The following is a 20,295-nucleotide window of genomic DNA, read 5'->3' as shown; positions in this document are numbered from 1 at the left end:
AGCAGGGAAGGCATTATTATTTTATAAAAAATAACATTTCTCAAATGACTTTTCCTAAGAAAAACTAGAGTTTCACAGTGGAAATATCAACCAGACTGTTCACGATGGCATAAATTGTAAGACCCGCAGGAGAGTGAATCTGAAGCTTTCGGGCGATATTTCTGCGGTGAGTGATTACCGTGTTGATAGATATAAAAAGATGTTCCGCAATCTCCTTATTGGTCATACCCTGAACCAAGGCTACAATCACATCTTTCTCTCTATCGCTCAACTGTTCGTCGCTCATCGGGGTCTGGTTAATCATGCTCGAAATCTTGGCACTCACATCATTCTGCTTCAGTTTCATTTCTGCATTTCTCACGGCAGGAATAAAGATTTCTTCCTCCACCTCAGAATGATGCATCAGCCATTCCTCATTGTTGTAGATGTCATAGAGGGTGGCACTGAGCTGGTTGTTATGCAGTCCATCCGAAGGCAGATACTTGATGATGATACTCTTCAACTCCTTCAACTTTATGTCCACCTGAGCATGATGCTTCGAGAAGGTCTCTATATCGAAGTTCGCACTGGCATTACCATCGATAAGTGCCTGAACATAAGGAAATACCATCTTTTCCTCATACTTCATGTGATTGGTGATGCTATGGGCATAATCATCATAAAGCTTGAGGATAAGGCGTGCCAGATTATCCTTTTCATCCAGCGCTTCAACCAGTTCCTTACGGATAAACGGCAACTGGAAATCTATGTAATAGGCATGCGATGCCTTGAGATAATGCAAGAGGGTTGGCAGCGACAGGCGGTCGGCATTGTCATACTCCTTGTAACCATTAATCGTCAAGTTTACCACGGACAGGAAGGTATAGGTATCCACATTCTGCTCGTCGCAAACCTCACGCACAGTCTTGTCGCCAAAGCCCAGGTTAATACCGAAGCTACCGAGGCTCTGCAAGATGTTGTAATTGTCTCTAATGATGCTGATCATCTTGTCATCAGCCTCATACATCTTCTGATTTTTCATCTTCTTTTATCCTTAAATGAAAACATCCTTGTATCAAGAACATTCATAATGTTTCTATTTCGGCTGCAAATATACAAAAAAGTTTTGAAACTCGCAATACCTAGAAATGGGGATGCCGTAGTTTACCGATTTTTAGGTATTGCAAGATTTTTTAAAACTCCGTACCTTTGCACCCGAAATCGAGAAAGAGCGCGGTGATGATTGCCACTCCCGAGCGGCAGAGCTGCGTAATTCCTTATCAAGCTTCAGGGCTTTAAGGAGATACTAGGCCTCTAAAGTGTCGAGACCGCAAACAGACATCCGCGCTCTTTTCTTTATATTATAATAAGGATAATAAGATAACAAATAATTTCAATATAACAAAAATGAACAGTTTAAGAATTGGATTGATGTCCGCTGCCCTCGTTGCCGGTTTGGCAACAGCAAGTGCACAAACTGTGGCTGCCGATAGTGTGATGCAGCATGTAAACGGCAAGCGCCTCAGCGTGGGTGGTTATGGCGAGGTAGCCATGAGCCGCAACTTCTACAGCGATCACGTAAGCCGTTACAGTTTGGCAGACGAGCACAAGAATGATCCTAGTCATGGTCGTTTTGATATTCCTCATGCAGTAATCTACCTGGGTTACGACTTCGGAAAGGGTTGGACTATGGGTACCGAGATTGAGTTTGAGCATGGTGGCGTAGGAATGGCCTATGAAAAAGAAGATGAAGAAGGAGGCGAATGGGAACAGGAAGTTGAGAAAGGCGGTGAGGTCGAACTCGAACAGTTCTGGATTCAGAAGTCATTCGGTCGTTGGGCTAACATCAAGGCAGGTCACATCGTTGTTCCCGTTGGTTTGAACAACGCTTACCACGAGCCATTGAATTTCTTCACTGTTTATCGTCCGGAAGGCGAGAATACAGTTCTTCCAAGCACTTGGCATCAGACAGGTATCAGTTTCTGGGGTAAGACAAAAGGCTGGAGATATGAATTGCAATTCCTGGCAGGATTGAACTCAGACAACTTTACCAATACAGGTTGGATCAAGAAGGGTCCAGGTACTCCTACCGAGGGAGAGATTGCAACCAAATATGGTACAGCCCTCCGTATCGACAACTACTGCATCAAGGGCTTACGCATCGGTCTGAGCGGATACTATGGTCATGCCATCGGCAACTCTTATCCAAACAACAAGGATGGAGCAGAATCTAAGTACAAAGGTGTGGTAGCTATCGGAGCCATCGACTTCACATACAATAATTATAATTGGATTGTACGCGGTCAGGCAGACTATGGTTACCTGAGTGATGCCAAACAGTTGAAGTACTTTACTAATCGTCTAAATGGTCTCTCTCCATTCCATCACTCAGCATTCGTCAGCAAGAATGCCTTTGCATACGGAATCGAGGCTGGCTACAATGTTTTCTCACAAATTGAGAAACTCCGTCAGGACAACCAGAAACTGTATCTCTTTGGCCGTTATGAGCACTATAATCCATACGCTTCCAAGACCAAGAATACATCATACGATTACACCAATGTAAAGCGTATGGCAGTTGGTATCAACTACTATCCAGTAAAACAGATTGTAGTAAAGGCAGAATATTCGCATCGCTTCCTGAAGAGCCAGTACAACAATGAGCCAGCCATCAACATCGGTGTGGCTTATGAAGGATGGTTCCTCTAAAGATTCTTACAGAAGAACTTAATATAAAGTGATTGAAACATAGATATAAACATATCAATAACAAAATACTTATATTTAAAATGAAAAAGGTTTTTAAAAGTGCAGTAATGCTCATGGCAGCCTTTATGTTGCCATTAGGTTTCACATCATGCAGCAGCGATGATGATCCAGTAGAGAACAGCGACTTTACAAACAAGGCATATGGCCAGGATGCTATGGATGCCTGCGATGAACTTTGCAATGCCCTCCGTGCAGCTTACAGCAAAGTAAACAACGCAAATTTGAGTGCAGATCAGGAAACATACCTGAAGAATGTATGTGCTAATGCTGTTGACAATACCATCCAGCCAACATACAAGTCACTGGCTGACGCTGTAGAGAAGTTGCACACTGCTCTTCCTAAGAGTGTAGATACCAACAACCTGACTCAGGAGAACATCAACAATGCCTGCGATGCTTTCAAGGAAGCACGTGCATTGTGGGAGAAGAGCGAGGCTTTCCTCGGTGGTGCAGCATCAGACTTCGATATTGACCCACACATCGACTCATGGCCATTGAACCGTACACTCCTCCACAGCTACTTTGCTACAGGTAAGTTTAGTGATGCTGCGCTTGAGGATGCTTCTATCCTTGGTTTCCACGCACTTGAGTTTATCCTCTTCCGTGATGGACAGCCACGTAAGGTTGCTGAGTTCAAGGGTAACGATACATACAATGGCTTTACAGATGTAAAGGGTTCTGAGGAGCTGAAGTATGCAGAGGCTGTTATCGAGGACTTGGTTAACCACGTATATGAGTTGGAGGTTGCATGGTCTGAGAATCCTAACGAATCTCGCCTCGCAGCAGTAAAGGCAGCAGGTCTTGAGTACCTGACAGACAAGGGTCAGTCATACGCTGCCAACATGAAGAATGCAGGTAACACTTCTGTTAGTAAGTTCGCTTCTTTGAAGGCAGCCGTTCAGCAGCTTCTCTCTATGGAGGAAGGTTCAGCTTGGGGTATCTCTAACGAGGTAGGTACAGCCAAGATTGCCAACCCATTCCAGGCAGGTGATATCAGCTACGTAGAGTCTCCATATAGCTACAACTCTATCACCGACTTCCAGAACAACATCCGTTCTATCGAGAACTTGTGGTATGGTGGCACTAATGGTACAAGCTCTAATGCTAAGTATAGCTTCCATCAGTTCTTCAAGGACAACGCATCTGCAGAAGGTCAGCGTGTTGAGACTGCCATCGCTAACGCTATCAGCAAAATCGGTGGTATGCCTTACCCATTCGTTAAGTATGTAAGTACTGTTTGGGGTAAGAAATTTGATGAAGTAAACCCAGAGTAATCTTGTGGTAAACTAACATACAGGAAGCATCTCACCATACTCTTTTTGGTGAGATGCTATTCTGCGCTAAACGAGAATATAAAACATTATAAAACAGAATAACATTATGATTTATCAAAGAATTAGCAAAATGTTATTACTCGGCTTGCTTGTTTTGCCTTTGGCATCATGCTCCGATGATAACAATGTGGTAAACAATGACAATTTAAATGGTGATTCTCAGTTTGGTAAGGCTAACGATGTTTTTGAGGCATCAGAATGGTATCCAGGTGGCGAACTTGGAACTGACGAAGGTATGAGCTATTCAGCCGAAACACCAGCTACTACCAACCAGGGACTGTCAAACAGTTTCAACAAAGGTGAAGATTTCTTCGAGCACCTTTACACCATCACAGAGGCTCCACGTAAGGGTCTTGGCCCAGCTTGGGTTCGCAGCAGCTGTCTCCACTGCCATCCTAACTATGGTCATGGTAAATTCCAGAACCAGTATCAGGCAGACCAGTTTGGTAACGGCTACCTGCTCGTGGTTTATCACCCTACAGCAGGTACTACAGCTGACGGAAAGCCTTATAAGGCAGACAGCTACATAACTGAGGTTCCAGGTATGCCACAGACCAAGGCTATGACTCCATTCTCTGCTCCTATCGACGAGAAGCAGATTAACATCCAGTGGAATGAGGTTACAACCATGCCTAGCGGTTTGGCTATGAAATTCCCTAAGGATGGCGAGACTTTCGCTTTGCAGTATCCAGAGGTTACCATCCCTCAGTCTGCATTCAATACCAATCCTAAACCAGACAACTATGAGGTTCGCCTGGAATCAACCATCGGTATCTATGGTACAGGCTTGCTTGATGCCATCGACGAGGATGATATGAAGAAGGTTTATCAGAATGAGGCGAAATACGTAGAGTTGAACCCTGCCATGTGGGACAAGACTGCTAACGATTGGGCTTCAAGTGCCTGGTACACTTTGGCAGATGGAACCAAGAAGGTGAAGAAGTTTACCTATGCCCTGACCCGTGCTTCCCTGCAGGATGGTCCAGGTGCCAATGCCATCTGGAACATTACCAACGTAACACGTTCCGACCGTCATTATCTCTATACTACTCCAGCTTGGGCAAAGTATCAGAGTGAAGATCCAGAAGTAATCAGCTATATCAAGAAGCATGGTGCTGACGAGTCTTCTGTACTCCACCCATACTATGCAGATGGAACAGAGGAAGGTATCAAGGAGAGAGTAAACGAGATTCTGAGCTGCAACAATGCATCCAAGTCGGCTACTTTCGAGAAATACCTTTTGAATGGTGCTCCATACAATGGCGAGGAAGAGATGAGCGATAAGGATTACTATGACTTCATGGTTTGGCATCGCGGTCTGGCTGTTCCTGCTGCCCGTAACCTCGACAATGCACAGGTTCAGGAAGGTAAGAAGCTCTTCACTCAGTGGGGATGCGTTAATTGCCACAAGCCATCTTGGAAAACAGGTGCTGACAACTATTGGGTAGATAAATCTATCAAGGCTTATGCCAAGAGCATTGGTCAGGATCCTAACACCATGTTGCCAAAGTATCCAGGCCAGACTATTTATCCATACACCGACCTGGTACAGCACCGTCTGTACATGGCTAACGACATCCGTACAGGATGGTGCCGCACTACTCCACTTTGGGGTCGTGGTTTGTCAAGCATGCTGACTGGTCGCAGCGACCGTTTGCACGACTGTCGTGCCCGCAATGTAGTAGAGGCTATCATGTGGCACTGCTATGACAAGCGCAGCGATTCATACAATGCAGCACTCAACTTCTACAATGCAACCAAGGAAGAGCGTGATGCTGTAGTGGCATTTATCAATGCTATCTAAGCCTTTACATGAAGGAACAAAAATAAGAAAAGCTGCCAGGCTATCAAAAGCACTTGGCAGCTTTTTTTATCTGAATCTATAAATATACGGATTAACTCTTGCATGTTTCCGAATAAAATCGTAATTTTGCAGCGGAAATTCTATCAAGGTTCCAACTAAGTATGGTTAAAAAGATTATATTCATTCTTTACATCCTTGTGCTCGTATGCATGGCTGCCGCCACCATCGTGGAGAAAAGCCAGGGCACGGATTATGCCCATGCCCACTACTATGGGGCATGGTGGTTCATTCTAATCTGGGCAGTACTTGCTGCCCTCGGTGCTTTCTACATCATCAAAAGAAAAGTGAAGTGCGCTTCTACGCTGGCACTCCATCTCTCCTTCATCATTATCCTTGCCGGGGCATTGCTCACACATATATCGGCTAAACGGGGCATGATTCATCTGCGCATCGGTCAGCCTACAGATACTTATATGGCTCAGGATGAAGAGCAGGGTATGAAGGAAGAGAAACTCCCTTTCTCGCTCTGCCTGCAGAAGTTTGAAGCGAAGATGCACGATGGAACCAACGCTGCGGCTGACTATTCTTCAAAATTCACCGTAATAGACGGAGATGATAAGAGCGAAGGCGAAGTTTCGATGAACAACATCTATTCCCACCGGTCTTACCGTCTTTATCAGTCATCTTACGATGAAGACGGCAAGGGAAGCGTGCTAGCCATCAATGCCGACCCTTTCGGTATTCCTGTCACCTATACTGGCTATGCACTGCTCTTCATCTCCCTCGTATGGATGCTCTTCGACCCTAAGGGCGGTTATCGCAAACTACTGAAGAGTCCTTTGCTCAAGAAGGGAGCCTTGATGATAGCACTCATCCTCAGCATGGCTAACATACAGACTCTGCATGCCGAATCAGCAGCAGGCAATCTCCAGCATGCAGTATTGCCAAGGGAAAGTGCTGAGAAATTCGGCAAACTCCATATTCTCTACAATGACCGCATCTGTCCGGTACAGACCTTTGCCCTGGATTTCTGCAAGAAGATATATGGAGCTAGAAGCTATCAGGGATTGACTGCAGAACAGGTGCTCTCCGGTTGGGTATTCTATGGGAATATATGGGCAAGCGAACCTTTCATCAAGATCAAAAGCGGAGAAATGAAGACGGCAATGAACCTGCCAGACTATACATCGCTTAATACTTTCTTCAATCGTGAGATGGGTGGCTATACCATCGGACCATATGTTCAGGAATACTACAATGGTCAGCAGGACAAGTTCCATCAGCAAGCCGCCGATATCGATGGCAAGATACAAATCATCATGGAGTTGCGAGCAGGTATCTCATTGAAAGTTCTTCCTTACACCTTCATCAAGAATGTGAAGGCTACCAAGGATCATCCTTTCATCAAGGCGGGTACCACCACCTGGTTTTCACCGGTGGATAAGTTGCCGCAAGCCGTAGAGCAGCAGCATGCGCTCTATATCAGGAACGTATTCTCCCTGCTGAATGGCGATGTAAAGGCAGGAAATATCAGCCGTGTAAATGAGTTCTTCGTCAAGATGAAGAAATATCAGGAGGTAAGTAGTGGTAACTCGCTGCCAACAAATACCCAGTATAAGGCAGAACGCATCAATAATGCCTTTCCTTTTGCCACCATTCTCTTCATGGCAAACCTCACACTGGGTTTCATTGCCCTCTTCTACACCATCTATCGCATGACGAAGAAGAAAGAAATCAAGGCATTGAACATCGCTTTGCCTATCTTGCTTGGCGTATCCTTCCTTGCCTTAACCTTCGGATTGGCATTGAGATGGATTATCAGCGGCAACATACCTATGTCTAACGGATATGAAAGTATGCTGACTGTAGCCTGGTTCGTGATGCTTATCAGCATTTTGATGCAGTTGCGCATCCGCATCGTCATGGTATTCGGCTTCCTGATTTCAGGATTCTTCCTTCTGGTAAGCCATATCAACCAGATGGATCCTGCTATCGGACAGATGATGCCGGTATTGAACAGTCCGTTACTCAGCATCCATGTCAGCATCATCATGATGAGCTATGCCCTCCTATCGCTCACCTTTATCTGTGGCATCATGGGTATCTGCCTTCGTTCTCATGGCGAAGAGCTTCAGGCACTGAGCCGCATCTTCCTATACCCTGCCCTCACCACGATGGGATTCGGCATCTTCATCGGAGCCATCTGGGCTAACGTGAGCTGGGGTAATTACTGGAGTTGGGATAGCAAGGAGACGTGGGCGCTCATCACCTTTATGATTTATGCCGTAGTAGTGCATACGCAGAGTCTGCCGGTCTTCCGCAAGCCGCTGGTATATCACATCTACATCACCCTAGCCTTCCTGAGTATCGCCATGACCTACTTCGGTGTGAACTATTTCCTCACGGGTATGCACTCGTATGCATAGATAGAATCTATAATATAATAGCCAACATCTTTCGTTTATCTATCATAAAAGCCGTATCTTTGCAGCAAAATTCAAATAAACAAGATAAAAATGGAAACAAGAAAAGAAATTGCAGCAGAAAAGAAGCGTTGTGGATCTCATAACTGTACCCAGGCAGTGGTTTGTACCTATTATGATTATACAGGTATCGACGAAGATACCCTCAAGAATGTGGGCAATGCCTTTGCAGCGGGAATGGGAAATATGGAAGGAACCTGCGGTGCCCTCGTAGGAGCAGGTGTGGTATTGGGTCTTGCCACCAAGGATAAGGCAAAGGCTATCAAGGCGATGCGACAGATTATGACCCAATTCCAGCAGCGCAACGGAGCTACCCAGTGCAGGCTTCTCAAGGGCGTAGGTACGGGAAAGGTCCTCAGAGAATGCCCGCTCTGCGTAGCCGATGCGGCAGAATTTCTGGAAGAGCAGTTTGATAAACTAACCGATCAGTAGAAAACGATGGCAAAATACAAGGCTCAAAGCGAGCACGACCGCTGCGTGGCATGTGGTGTTTGCGTAAAGGTGTGTCCCAAGGATGCCATCAGCATCTACCGGGGATGTTATGCAGTAGTGAATGAGGATCTGTGCATAGGTTGCGGCATCTGTGAAAGGAATTGTCCGGCAGGAGTCATGCACAAGGTATTGAGATAACAGATAAAAAGCATTTTTATGGCAAGACAAAAAAGCAAGAAGTGGAGTGATTATCTGTGGCTGGTATCTGCCACCTATTTCACCCTTGGATTCTTCAATATCGTGTTTGCATGGCTGGGAGTCATCTGTTTTATGATTCCGCTGTTCATGGCTGTTTTCGGAGGCGGCAAGGGATATTGCAACAACTATTGTGGGCGTGGTCAGCTTTTCCTTCAAATAGGAAACACCCTGGGATGGTCGCGCAGGAAGGTAGCACCAAGATGGTTATCATCCAAATGGTTCCGTCATGGATTTCTGCTGTTCTTCATGTTCTTCTTCATCCAGATGATCATCCTCACAGTGATGGTGGCAAAGGGTGCAGAGAATCTCCATCAGACCATTCACCTGCTATGGAGCTTTGATGTTCCCTGGCACTGGGCATATCCTGTAGAGATAGAACCCTGGAAGGCTCAATTTGCCTTCGGTCTCTATGGCATCATGCTCACCTCGCTGATAGTGGGTGTGCTACTCACCATCTTCTATCGTCCTAGAACCTGGTGTGTTTTCTGTCCGATGGGCAACATGACTCAACTCATCTGCAAACTCAAGGCAAGATAAGCCCTGTACTTGGCTGATATAAATAGAATAGCGATATGAATTTACAGCAACTGAAATATATTGTGGCACTCAACCGCTTTCGCAATTTTGCGAGAGCGGCAGAGGCTTGCCTGGTTTCGCAGCCCACGCTCAGTGCCATGCTTGTGAAACTGGAGGAAGAACTGGATACCCGTATCTTCGAAAGAAACAACAAGACCGTATCTCCCACTGCATCAGGCAAGAAGATTATCCGTCAGGCAGAAACGGCATTGCAGGAGACAGAACGCATCTCGGAAATCGTGATGGAAGATAAGGGAGAGATAGGCGGAAGACTGTCGCTCGCCGTGGGTCCAACCATTGCCCCCTACATCCTGCCCAAGTTCATCAGACACTATCGGGAAAACTATCCATCGGTGGATCTCAACATTCAGGAACTGAAGGCTGATTTCATGCTCGATTCCCTGCTTCGTGGTGAGACGGATGCCGGCATAGCCATCTCCGACAATATCCGTGAAGGCATTCTGGAGATACCGCTCTACACGGAGAAGTTCTATGTGTATCTTGCCGAGAGATGCTGGCGCAAGCTCCCTGTTTTCAAGCCAGAGAATCTGGAGTATGAGAACATGTGGATTATGAAGGAGGCACAGTGTCTGCGCAACAGTGCCTTTTCGTTCTGCAAGGCGCGCAGCAAGGGTCATCATATCTATGAGGCAGGCAGCATCGAGACCCTGATAAGGATAGTGGATGAGAATGGTGGCTTCACCATCATTCCAGAGATGCACCTCCCCTTCCTGAGTGAGGAGCAGAAGAGGAATGTAAGAAAGATAGAAGAAGATTATCTGTCGCAGCGGCGCATATCGCTCTATATCAGGGAGGATTACATCCGTGAGCGGATGCTGAACACCCTAGTCGATACCCTCAAGATATTCATTCCGGAGGAGATGATGGGAGAAGGCATCAGGAAATACGGCATCAGGCTGTAACCTTAAAATGAATAGACTCCATCTATCGCCGCATTGACTGAGTGATTTGGTGGAATGCCGGATTCTTCTTATCTTCGCACCGATAAAAACAAGTAATAACTTTTAAATATCAATAATGATGGAAAAATTCAATGAAATGATTAACGGCGAACAGCTGACATTGGTAGATTTCTTCGCTACCTGGTGCGGACCTTGCAAGATGATGCACCCTATCCTGGAACAGCTGAAGGAGAAGATGGGCGATGACATCAGAATCCTGAAAGTAGATGTAGACAAGAACGAGGCACTGTCCATGCAGTACCGCATTCAGTCGGTCCCTACTCTCATGCTCTTCAAAAAGGGAGAAATGCTCTGGCGACAGAGCGGAGCCATGAGCCTGAATGATTTGATGCAGAAAATTTCGCAGCTGCAATAATAGCCCTGCTGAAAACGAAATCCATTCCCCCACACTCTTTTTATGTTTTTTTAATATCCTACGGTCACAATTGTTACCGTAGGATTATTTTTTAAGCCGTAATTTTGCAGCCGAAAACCAGGAATGGCAGATTGCCGCCTGGAAGAAAACATTAAAATAACTCATTAATTGATAGCAATATGGCAGAAAACAAGATGTTCTGTTTCCAGTGTCAGGAAACAGCTAAGGGTACAGGCTGTACCATCAAGGGTGTTTGCGGTAAGGAGGCAACAACTTCCAAGTGGCAGGATCTGCTGCTCAGCGTGGTTCGTGGCATAGGAACCATACAGCATAGCATAGGCGAAGAACCGACACCAGAGGTAACCCATTTCCTCACGGATGCACTCTTCACCACCATCACCAACGCCAACTTCAACGACCAGGATATCCTGCAAAAGGTAGATAAGGGCATCGTACTGAAGAAACTGCTGCTGGAAAAGGCGGCAAGCATGAATATCCACCTCCCTGCTTATCAGGAGGTAACCTGGGGTGGCGAGAAGACAGACTATGAGGCTGAGGGTGCCCGTGAATCCGTGCTCCGCCACGAGAATCCAGATATCCGCTCGCTCAAGGAACTCACCATGCTCGGCCTGAAGGGTATGGCGGCATACTACGAGCACGCAGCCCATCTGGGAGAAGAGAACAACGAAATCATCAGCTTCATCTGCCGTGCACTCGCCACTATCAGCAACCCTGATGCTGATATGAACACGCTGCTGGGCGTGGTACTCGAAACAGGAAAGTACGGCGTGGATGTGATGGCACTCCTCGACAAGGCCAACACCCAGGCATACGGTAATCCGGAACTCACCCGGGTGAACATCGGCGCAGGCAGCAATCCGGGCATCCTCATCTCCGGTCACGACCTGAAGGATATCGAAGATCTCCTCATCCAGACCGAAGGCACGGGCATCGACGTCTATACCCATGGCGAGATGCTTCCTGCCCACTACTATCCGCAGCTCAAGAAGTACAAGCATCTGGTGGGCAACTACGGCAATGCGTGGTGGAAACAGAAGGAGGAATTCGAGAGCTTCAACGGTCCTGTAGTCTTCACCACCAACTGCATCGTGCCGCCATCGCCATCGGCAGGCTACAGGAACCGCGTCTTCACCACCAACTCTACCGGTTTCCCTGGCTGGAAGCATATCCAGGCGGGTGCCGACGGCCACAAGGACTTCTCCGAGGTGATTGCGCTTGCCAAGACCTGCCAGCCACCTAGGGAGATAGAGACAGGCGAGATTATCGGCGGTTTTGCGCATGCCCAGGTCTTTGCCCTGGCAGACAAGATAGTAGAGGCAGTGAAGAGCGGAGCCATCCGCAAGTTTGTGGTGATGAGTGGCTGCGATGGCAGAATGAAGAGTCGCAACTACTACGAGGAGTTTGCCAAGGCGCTGCCTCAGGATGTAGTAATCCTCACCAGCGGCTGTGCCAAGTTCAAGTACAACAAGCTCAATCTGGGCGACATCAACGGCATTCCTCGTGTGCTGGATGCCGGTCAGTGCAACGACTCCTATTCCTGGGCGGTTGTGGCATTGAAGCTGAAGGAGATCTTTGGAGCCAGCGACATCAATGACCTTCCTATCTTCTTCAATATTGCCTGGTACGAGCAGAAGGCTGTCATCGTACTTCTTGCCCTGCTGCATCTGGGCGTAAAGAACATCCATCTGGGTCCTACGCTCCCAGCCTTCTGTTCACCAGCCGTACTGAAGGTACTGGTAGATACCTTTGGCATTGCCGGAAACGGAACGGTAGAAGAGGACATCAAAAAATATATAGGATAAGAACAGCAGCTACTGAGTTAAGAGAGAATCTGTAAAACTCGGGTAAAAAATCAAAAGATAAGTTTTCATGTTTAAAAGGCACTTTGCAATAACACTCTCGATAGTGTTGCAAAGTGCCTTATTTTTTGAGCGAACAATAAATCGGGAGAAAATGCGTTATTGAATATAAAACTTAAATGTATGAAAGAATCAATATTCGTTACCTTGCAGAAATGCACGGTGTTTGAGGGATTTACTCCTGAGGAAATCAGAGGGGCGCTATCGATGGTAAGCTACCGGATGGTGGAGCTTCCTGCCAGGGAAATCTATGTGCTGGCAGGAATGCCCTGCAGATATGCCGACATCATTGTCGAGGGAGAGATGATAGCCCGCATGTCGGGATTGTCGGGCAAACAGACCCAGATAGAGCGGCTGGGGGAATCGATGCTGATAGCCCCTGCCTATATCTTCGCACATCATAACGAAATGCCCGTAAGCGTGGAGACAAGTAAGAAGACTACCCTCCTGCGCATGAAGCCTTCGGAACTGAAACTGCTGATAGATACCGATGAGCGCATACGCTGGAACTTCATCCAGCACCTGTCAAAGATAGATATCTTCCTCTCGCAGAAAATGCGCATGCTCTCCCTTTTCTCCGTCAAGGAGAAGGTGGCGCAATACCTCATCAAGATGGCTACCAAACAGCAGAGCAGAACCATCCGGCTGGATGTCAGCCGACAGGAAATGGCGGATATCTTCGGTATCCAGAAGTTCTCGCTCCTCCGCTGCCTGTCCGAATTCGAGGAGAAGGGCGCCATCAGGATTGATGGCAAGACCATCACCATACTCAACTCGGATGACATGAAATAAGAAGCAAGAATGAGAGGAAAGGAGAGAGAAAGAACCGATGAAGACGAAGTTCTCCACCTGCGCCTCCAGAGCCCATCTTCAGCACCACATCCGCTGCATCGGTTTGAAATCCCCCATTCCCATCACATTGCAGACTACATCCTGGTTGCTGGGGATAACATATCCCCAGAGCATAAAGAGGTTAGGACATTTATTAGCGGCGGATTGTAAATCCGCCGGAACGCCTAACGGAGGAAAGGGCATATCCGACGCTACGAAATTACCTTAATATATATGTGAAACAAGACGATTATAAGAAAAAACTGCCTTAAAATTTGGAGGTTACAAATATTCAGCGTACCTTTGCATAAGATTGGCGGCACTCGGCAATTGGAAAGCAAGCTTTCATTGCACTCGCTGGCAAAATCTTTGCATAAGATTTAAAAAGAATGACGTATGAAACAGGTAGAAGAAACATACATCAGCTTGCTGACCGACTTCGGTTTCAAGCGAATATTTGGAACGGCAATGAACAAGAATTTACTGATTTGCTTCCTCATATCAAAAATTCTATTGATACGACGAAGCAAGAAGGTAAGAATGAGAAAGCCTTGGAAATTGCCAAGAACATGCTTGCCGATGGTGTTGACATCAATCTAATCAAGAAGTATTCCGGACTAACCCAGGAACAGATAGAAAAAATGAAATAACTAATAGAATAAAAAATGAAGAAAAAAATCAAGTTGGTTGGCTGGAGCATCCTTGGAATCCTGCTCATAGCTGTAGCAACATTACTGTTGGCACGCTTTGTTTTCAATAAACAAGTGGAAGCTTACCTTTGCAATTCGCTGAAGAATGAAATGGTAGAAAAATTAAAAGACGCTGGCAAATATGTACCAGATACTACGTCCTATCATTTTGCATATCAGAAAGATTCTGTCCAATCACAAAAAATCCGTGAATATTTCAAACTCGATACTGTTGTATCTTCCACAATGCCAACATGGGACAAAGCCATTTCACTGGCACGTTTTGTAGCGGAAAACATTCCTCATGCCAATCAAAAGATTAATCCTAAGAGACGTAATGCTATAGATCTCTGGAAATACACTCGATCGATAGAGCCTGCATTCAACTGTCGATTACACTCCATCCTCTTACACGAACTATTGCTGTCTGAGGGTATTGTAAACCGCTTTGTAACTTGTCATCCCGCAGATTCCGAGGATTCCGACTGCCATGTTGTTAACCTGGTGTGGCTGCCAGAATTACAGAAATGGGCTATGCTAGACTCGGATATGAATGCTTGGGCAGAAGATGAAAAAGGCACTCCACTTTCTCTTGCAGAAATGCGTGAGCGATATATTGACGGCAGAGAAATCGTTTACCGTCCTCTCTTGAATTCAGATAATGATTTTGTTTATTACAGAGCATATTGGGCAAAAAACTTATACAGGTTTGATACTTGGGAGACAACAGGCTATGGTCGCGAAGACAATAATCCTGCTTATAGAAACAAGAATCGCCATATCGTGCTTGTTCCTTCTGGATTCAAAGGTTTTGAACTTCCCGACCATTCAGTACTGACAACAGATGCTTCACGTTTCTGGGCAGCTCCCCAAAATTAGTAACTGCCATTTACTAGATTTACCCCAGGAACAAATACAATAGGCTTCGATGGCAAATGAAGCCTATTTCATTGGCTAACGAAAGTAGTTTCATGAGCACATGAAACTACTTTCTTTTTTATTGCTTCTTCTACTATATTTTATGCCATAAAGACAGAACGCCAAAGACTATAGCGCGCTTCAGGATTCAACCGCTCCAACTGCTGGAAGATGGCTTGCATATCCGCACGGCGAGTGGTCTCTTCATAAGGACACAGCGCCTTCTGCTTAGTGAAATGCAACTCTTCTGCCACCTGACGGATATCCGCCTCATGCACCAGACAAAGGGGGCGGATAATGGTGAGCGGATAATGTTTTAAAGGAAGACTGGGCTGCATGGTGGAATGAGAACCCTCGAAGGTGATATTCATCAGCAGGGTAACGAGGATATCATCCATGTGATGGCCCAAGGCTATCTTATTGAAACCATTATTTACCGCAAACTCGAAGAGCGTCTTGCGGCGATTCCAGGCACAGAGGAAGCAACGGGTTTTGCGGGGATCGATGGATTCATCGAAAGAACTGTGCAGGATATGGAGCCGGATGCCATTCTCAGCACAGTAATCCTGAAGATAAGAGCGGTCAGTCTCGTAAGGAATATTATCCATGATGATATGAGCTGCTTCCACTTCTATATGCGGTTTGAAGATACGGGCACGCTGAGCCAGCAAACGGACAAGTTCCAATGAATCCTTGCCTCCACTCAAAGCAATGAGAATGCGATCACCATCTTCCAGAAGATGATAATCCACACAGCCCTTGTTGAAACGCTTTAATACTTTCTGTTCTGCCTTTATCATATTATTTAGAAGAAAAAGAAAAGCCGTACCCTATAAAAAGAGCACGGCTTTATCAAGATACATTCCCCAACCAAAGGTAAGGAAACGACAATTTAAACTTCAATATTCTCTAAAATTACTTAGCGTAAGCCACGCTACGTGTCTCACGAATGACGGTAATCTTAACCTGACCAGGATAAGTCATCTCATTCTGAATCTTGGTAGCAATCTCGTCTGAGAGCTTGATACTCTGCTCATCAGTCATCTTGTCTGCACCAACGATAACACGAAGCTCACGACCAGCCTGGATAGCATAAGTCTTGGTTACACCTGGATAACTCATGGCAATTGCCTCCAGATCGTTCAAACGCTTGATGTAAGCCTCAACAATCTCACGACGTGCACCAGGACGAGCACCAGAGATAGCATCACATACCTGAACGATAGGAGCCAACAATGTGTTCATCTCCATCTCATCATGGTGAGCACCAATTGCATTACAGATATCTGGCTTTTCCTTATACTTCTCTGCAATCTTGGCACCATACAATGCGTGTGGCAACTCGCTCTCCTCATCAGGCACCTTACCAATATCATGCAAAAGACCGGCACGCTTTGCCTTCTTTGGGTTCAAGCCCAACTCTGAAGCCATGACAGCACAGAGATTAGCTGTTTCACGAGCATGCTGCAGGAGGTTCTGACCATAAGAAGAACGATACTTCATCTTACCTACGATGCGAATCAACTCAGGATGCAAGCCATGAATGCCGAGGTCAATAGCAGTACGCTTACCAGTCTCGATAATCTCATTCTCCAACTGCTTCTTCACCTTGGCAACTACCTCCTCGATACGGGCTGGGTGAATACGACCGTCAGCAACCAACTGATGGAGAGCCAGACGGCAAACCTCACGACGCACTGGGTCGAAAGCAGAAATAACGATAGCCTCAGGAGTATCATCCACTACGATTTCTACACCGGTAGCAGCCTCCAATGCACGGATATTACGACCTTCACGACCGATGATACGGCCCTTCACCTCATCGTTATCAATATGGAATACACTGACAGAGTTCTCGATAGCAGTCTCAGTAGCCACGCGCTGGATAGTCTGGATAACGATTTTCTTAGCCTGCTGGTTAGCATTCAGCTTAGCATCATCAATAATTTCATTGATATAGCTGGCAGCATCAAGACGAGCCTGATCCTTCAAACTCTCCACGAGACGATTCTTAGCTTCCTCAGCGCTCAATCCGGAAAGTTCTTCCAGCTTAGCCTGCTCCTGCTTCTGCATCTTCTCAAGTTCCTGCTGCTTGACAGTGAGAAGTTTCTTTTCATTATCAACACGCTGCTGATACTGATCAACCTCCTGCTTGCGACGACCGAGATCCTCCTGACGCTGGTTGAGAGAGATTTCGCGCTGTTTAAGTTTATTCTCACTCTGCTGAATACGGGAATTGCGCTGCTGCACTTCCTTCTCCAACTCAGCTTTCTTATTGAGGAACTTCTCTTTCACTTCGAGAAGTTTTTTCTCCTTTAATACTTCTGCCTCTTTACTGGCAGTATCAATCATTTCATTATATTTTCCCTTGATAACATAACGGAAAATGAAAAAGCCCACCGCTCCACCAAGGCAGAGACCGACTAAGGCTGCTATAATTGTTACTATCATTATTATATATATTTATTAAAATTCACTCAAAGTTAGCTGCTTATTATTTCAGAGCATCTTCTATCTCGGCAGTCAACTTCTCAAGAATCTCATTATAAGGCTGGGTGTCATTCTTACCCTCTTCCTTTTCATATCTCAGCGCCACATCAAGTAGTGCCATATACAAAATCTCCTTGTCGCTCTTACGCCCCTTAAAGATTTTAGTATATGAATTCACTATATCGTCAATCAATTTTGCAGATTTACGATAATACTCCTCATCCTCTCTAGGTATTCTTACCGAGAGGTCAGTATCATAGACATGTAACCTAATCTGTAACTTGTCTTGTGTTTGATCTACCATCGCTCCGATTATTTATCGCTCAGTAGCGTAATACATTTATTGACATCTCGGATAAGCTTGGCGATACGTTTCTGAGTAGTTTCAATATCTGCATCAGAAATCGTCATCATCTTCGCCATCTTCAAACTGTCGTAATCATGCTGCGCCTGAGTCAACTTATCCTCCAATTCCTTTATTTTGGCATCACGCTCATCCACCATGGCATAAAGCTCCGTATTCTCCTGCTTGACCTCGTCAAACTTGAGAATCATCTGCCTTACTCTCGTGGCAAACGTATTGATTGTTTTCTCATTTGCACTCATGCTTTTTTGTTTTTGGCTACAAATTTAAGAGAATAATTTGAAAAAAACAAATTTTCTACTATATTTTTTAAAATTTAAAGGGATTTACTTACTTTCCCATCTTTTGCTTTGCCTTTTCAACATCTTCATCAGATGGACGTGGCTCCTTCTTTGCAAGCATCAATACCTGGAAAGCAAAATCTGTCACCCACTGCTGGCTGAAAGCTAATCGCTTGTTGAATTGGCGCAACTGGAACACAGTCTTCAATGTGCTGGCATCGCTGTAATCATTCTTGTTGAAGATATCATCTACAGTCTTTGCTGTTAACTTGTATAAAGAATTTTTCATAAAGCTAGGCAAGCGCAGCTTGAACTTCATCAAGTTGCCCATCAGCATCATCAAATCCTGGGTGAAGTTCTGGAACTGGATGAGATACACATTCACATCCTGCAGTTTCTGACAGTTCTTACGGATACTTGAATCAATCTCCTTGAAGAAAGAATCATCAGTATCATAAATATTCTTCATCATTTTCTTAACCTGCGCCTTCTCGCCGATACCAAGACGATTGTTTACAGTTGGAACATGCAAACTGGTCTTGAACACTCGCAAGTCTGGCAACATTGCCAGATTAGTAATACCTAATTGAGAAGCCAATGCAGCCTGGAAGTATACACGGACCAGCGTCATGTAATCTTCCATTCCACCTACTTTCTTATTGTCATTTTTATGACTGAATAGTTTTGAAAATATTCCCATTCTTATTTCGTTTTATACTTTAATGTTTTCAATTGTTCTGCAAAAATACAATAAAATCACTAAATATCAAAATCAAAGGGGTGTTTTTTCTTCATAAATATGTTTTTTCTTGGAAAAACAACGATTTTATCGATTTTTCTATTCAAGTTTCAATTATTTTTAGTACCTTTGCCACGTTAATTAATTAATATTTGTGTTCCAACAGAGAAGATATATGAAGGGAATAGTTTTAGCAGGCGGGTCTGGAACCAGACTTTACCCAATCACTAAAGGAATCAGCAAACAGTTGATTCCCATATTCGACAAACCGATGATATACTATCCGGTATCAGTTTTGATGCTGGCTGGAATCAAGGATATTCTTATTATTTCAACACCATTCGACTTACCTGGTTTTAAACGTCTCCTTGGAGACGGAAGCGATTTAGGAGTACATTTCGAATATGCAGAACAACCATCTCCAGATGGATTGGCACAAGCTTTTATTATCGGTGAGAAATTTATCGGCAATGATAATGTCTGCCTAGTATTAGGCGACAACATATTTTACGGTGCCGGATTTACCGGACTTCTCAAAGCCAGCGTAAAAGCTACAGAAGAAGGATTGGCAAGTGTCTTCGGCTATTATGTCAATGATCCGGAAAGATACGGTGTTGCTGAGTTTGACAAAGAAGGCAATTGCCTCAGTATTGAGGAAAAACCCAAACATCCAAAAAGCAATTATGCGGTTGTAGGACTCTACTTCTACCCAAACAGTGTGGTAGATGTTGCCAAGCATATCAAGCCAAGTGCACGTGGCGAGCTGGAGATTACTACTGTCAACCAACATTACTTGTCAGACAACACACTTAAAGTAAGAACTCTCCAAAGAGGTTTCGCCTGGTTGGACACCGGTACTCACGACAGTTTGTCAGAAGCAAGTACGTTCATTGAAGTGATCGAAAAGAGACAGGGACTGAAAGTAGCATGTCTGGAAGAAATTGCATTTAAACAAGGTTGGATTAACAAAGAACAGCTGTTGAAACTTGCAGAACCTATGCAAAAGAACGGATATGGAAAATATTTGCAGGAACTAGCTTTGGGTAAATAATAAAATTGAATCTATCAGTATTCTTGCCACTTTCATAGAAGTGGTTGAGATAATATATAATAAGGTATAATTCAAATAA

General features: G+C 45.1%; 20 protein-coding genes. 14 read left to right on the top strand and 6 right to left on the bottom strand.

Going from position 1 to position 20,295, the window contains the following annotated elements:
• Positions 1 to 64 precede the first annotated feature (64 nt).
• Complete coding sequence (locus F7D73_RS14625; protein ID WP_153125874.1) at positions 65 to 1,021, bottom strand: LuxR C-terminal-related transcriptional regulator; 957 nt, start codon at positions 1,019 to 1,021, stop codon at positions 65 to 67.
• A gap of 365 nt (positions 1,022 to 1,386) precedes the next feature.
• Here F7D73_RS14625 and F7D73_RS14620 point away from each other — a divergent pair, with 365 nt between their 5' ends.
• The 13 genes from F7D73_RS14620 to F7D73_RS14560 all read left to right on the top strand — a co-directional run bounded on the left by F7D73_RS14620 (position 1,387) and on the right by F7D73_RS14560 (position 15,252).
• The gene (locus F7D73_RS14620; protein ID WP_153125871.1) at positions 1,387 to 2,688 is read left to right on the top strand and encodes a hypothetical protein; all 1,302 of its coding nucleotides are present in this window, start codon (positions 1,387 to 1,389) and stop codon (positions 2,686 to 2,688) included.
• A gap of 80 nt (positions 2,689 to 2,768) precedes the next feature.
• Entirely contained in the window at positions 2,769 to 4,022 is a 1,254-nt protein-coding gene (locus tag F7D73_RS14615) for an imelysin family protein (protein WP_153125869.1), read from the top strand.
• A gap of 106 nt (positions 4,023 to 4,128) precedes the next feature.
• A complete protein-coding gene (locus F7D73_RS14610; protein WP_153125867.1) occupies positions 4,129 to 5,886 on the top strand; it encodes a di-heme oxidoredictase family protein in 1,758 nt (585 codons plus the stop codon).
• 161 nt (positions 5,887 to 6,047) lie between these two features.
• Positions 6,048 to 8,312 (top strand): cytochrome c biogenesis protein CcsA, encoded by a 2,265-nt coding sequence (gene ccsA, locus F7D73_RS14605; protein ID WP_153125865.1) that lies wholly within the window; start codon positions 6,048 to 6,050, stop codon positions 8,310 to 8,312.
• Positions 8,313 to 8,402: 90 nt separating this feature from the next.
• Entirely contained in the window at positions 8,403 to 8,801 is a 399-nt protein-coding gene (locus tag F7D73_RS14600) for a C-GCAxxG-C-C family protein (protein ID WP_153125863.1), read from the top strand.
• 6 nt (positions 8,802 to 8,807) lie between these two features.
• A complete protein-coding gene (locus F7D73_RS14595; protein ID WP_089542963.1) occupies positions 8,808 to 8,999 on the top strand; it encodes a 4Fe-4S binding protein in 192 nt (63 codons plus the stop codon).
• Positions 9,000 to 9,017: 18 nt separating this feature from the next.
• Complete coding sequence (locus F7D73_RS14590; RefSeq protein ID WP_117692104.1) at positions 9,018 to 9,596, top strand: 4Fe-4S binding protein; 579 nt, start codon at positions 9,018 to 9,020, stop codon at positions 9,594 to 9,596.
• A 35-nt stretch (positions 9,597 to 9,631) separates the two neighbouring features.
• Positions 9,632 to 10,558, top strand: coding sequence for a LysR substrate-binding domain-containing protein (locus F7D73_RS14585; RefSeq protein ID WP_153125861.1), 927 nt, complete (start codon positions 9,632 to 9,634; stop codon positions 10,556 to 10,558).
• Between the two features lie 118 nt (positions 10,559 to 10,676).
• Positions 10,677 to 10,973: a thioredoxin gene (trxA, locus tag F7D73_RS14580; protein WP_117692155.1), complete on the top strand. Its 297-nt coding sequence runs from the start codon at positions 10,677 to 10,679 to the stop codon at positions 10,971 to 10,973.
• Positions 10,974 to 11,152: 179 nt separating this feature from the next.
• Complete coding sequence (hcp, locus tag F7D73_RS14575) at positions 11,153 to 12,796, top strand: hydroxylamine reductase (protein ID WP_153125859.1); 1,644 nt, start codon at positions 11,153 to 11,155, stop codon at positions 12,794 to 12,796.
• A 180-nt stretch (positions 12,797 to 12,976) separates the two neighbouring features.
• Complete coding sequence (locus F7D73_RS14570; protein ID WP_153125857.1) at positions 12,977 to 13,645, top strand: Crp/Fnr family transcriptional regulator; 669 nt, start codon at positions 12,977 to 12,979, stop codon at positions 13,643 to 13,645.
• A gap of 428 nt (positions 13,646 to 14,073) precedes the next feature.
• A complete protein-coding gene (locus F7D73_RS14565; RefSeq protein WP_153125855.1) occupies positions 14,074 to 14,334 on the top strand; it encodes a hypothetical protein in 261 nt (86 codons plus the stop codon).
• A 15-nt stretch (positions 14,335 to 14,349) separates the two neighbouring features.
• Positions 14,350 to 15,252, top strand: coding sequence for a transglutaminase-like domain-containing protein (locus F7D73_RS14560; protein ID WP_153125854.1), 903 nt, complete (start codon positions 14,350 to 14,352; stop codon positions 15,250 to 15,252).
• Between the two features lie 140 nt (positions 15,253 to 15,392).
• On the opposite strand, the gene F7D73_RS14555 is transcribed toward F7D73_RS14560, so the two are convergent.
• The 5 genes from F7D73_RS14555 to F7D73_RS14535 all read right to left on the bottom strand — a co-directional run bounded on the left by F7D73_RS14555 (position 15,393) and on the right by F7D73_RS14535 (position 19,126).
• Complete coding sequence (locus tag F7D73_RS14555; protein WP_153125852.1) at positions 15,393 to 16,091, bottom strand: tRNA 2-thiocytidine biosynthesis TtcA family protein; 699 nt, start codon at positions 16,089 to 16,091, stop codon at positions 15,393 to 15,395.
• 115 nt (positions 16,092 to 16,206) lie between these two features.
• Entirely contained in the window at positions 16,207 to 17,742 is a 1,536-nt protein-coding gene (gene rny / locus F7D73_RS14550; protein WP_153125850.1) for a ribonuclease Y, read from the bottom strand.
• A gap of 43 nt (positions 17,743 to 17,785) precedes the next feature.
• Positions 17,786 to 18,085 (bottom strand): cell division protein ZapA, encoded by a 300-nt coding sequence (locus F7D73_RS14545; RefSeq protein ID WP_153125848.1) that lies wholly within the window; start codon positions 18,083 to 18,085, stop codon positions 17,786 to 17,788.
• An 8-nt stretch (positions 18,086 to 18,093) separates the two neighbouring features.
• Positions 18,094 to 18,387 carry a hypothetical protein gene (locus F7D73_RS14540; RefSeq protein WP_153125846.1) on the bottom strand — a complete coding sequence of 98 codons (294 nt, stop codon included), beginning with the start codon at positions 18,385 to 18,387 and terminating at the stop codon, positions 18,094 to 18,096.
• Between the two features lie 88 nt (positions 18,388 to 18,475).
• Positions 18,476 to 19,126 (bottom strand): hypothetical protein, encoded by a 651-nt coding sequence (locus tag F7D73_RS14535; protein WP_153125844.1) that lies wholly within the window; start codon positions 19,124 to 19,126, stop codon positions 18,476 to 18,478.
• Positions 19,127 to 19,340: 214 nt separating this feature from the next.
• Here F7D73_RS14535 and rfbA point away from each other — a divergent pair, with 214 nt between their 5' ends.
• Positions 19,341 to 20,216: a glucose-1-phosphate thymidylyltransferase RfbA gene (gene rfbA, locus F7D73_RS14530; protein WP_153125842.1), complete on the top strand. Its 876-nt coding sequence runs from the start codon at positions 19,341 to 19,343 to the stop codon at positions 20,214 to 20,216.
• The last annotated feature ends 79 nt before the right edge of the window (positions 20,217 to 20,295 follow it).

Source organism: Segatella copri (assembly GCF_009494395.1).
In the GTDB taxonomy this organism is placed as follows: Bacteria; Bacteroidota; Bacteroidia; order Bacteroidales; family Bacteroidaceae; genus Prevotella.
This window is presented reverse-complemented; position numbering and strand designations above follow the sequence as displayed.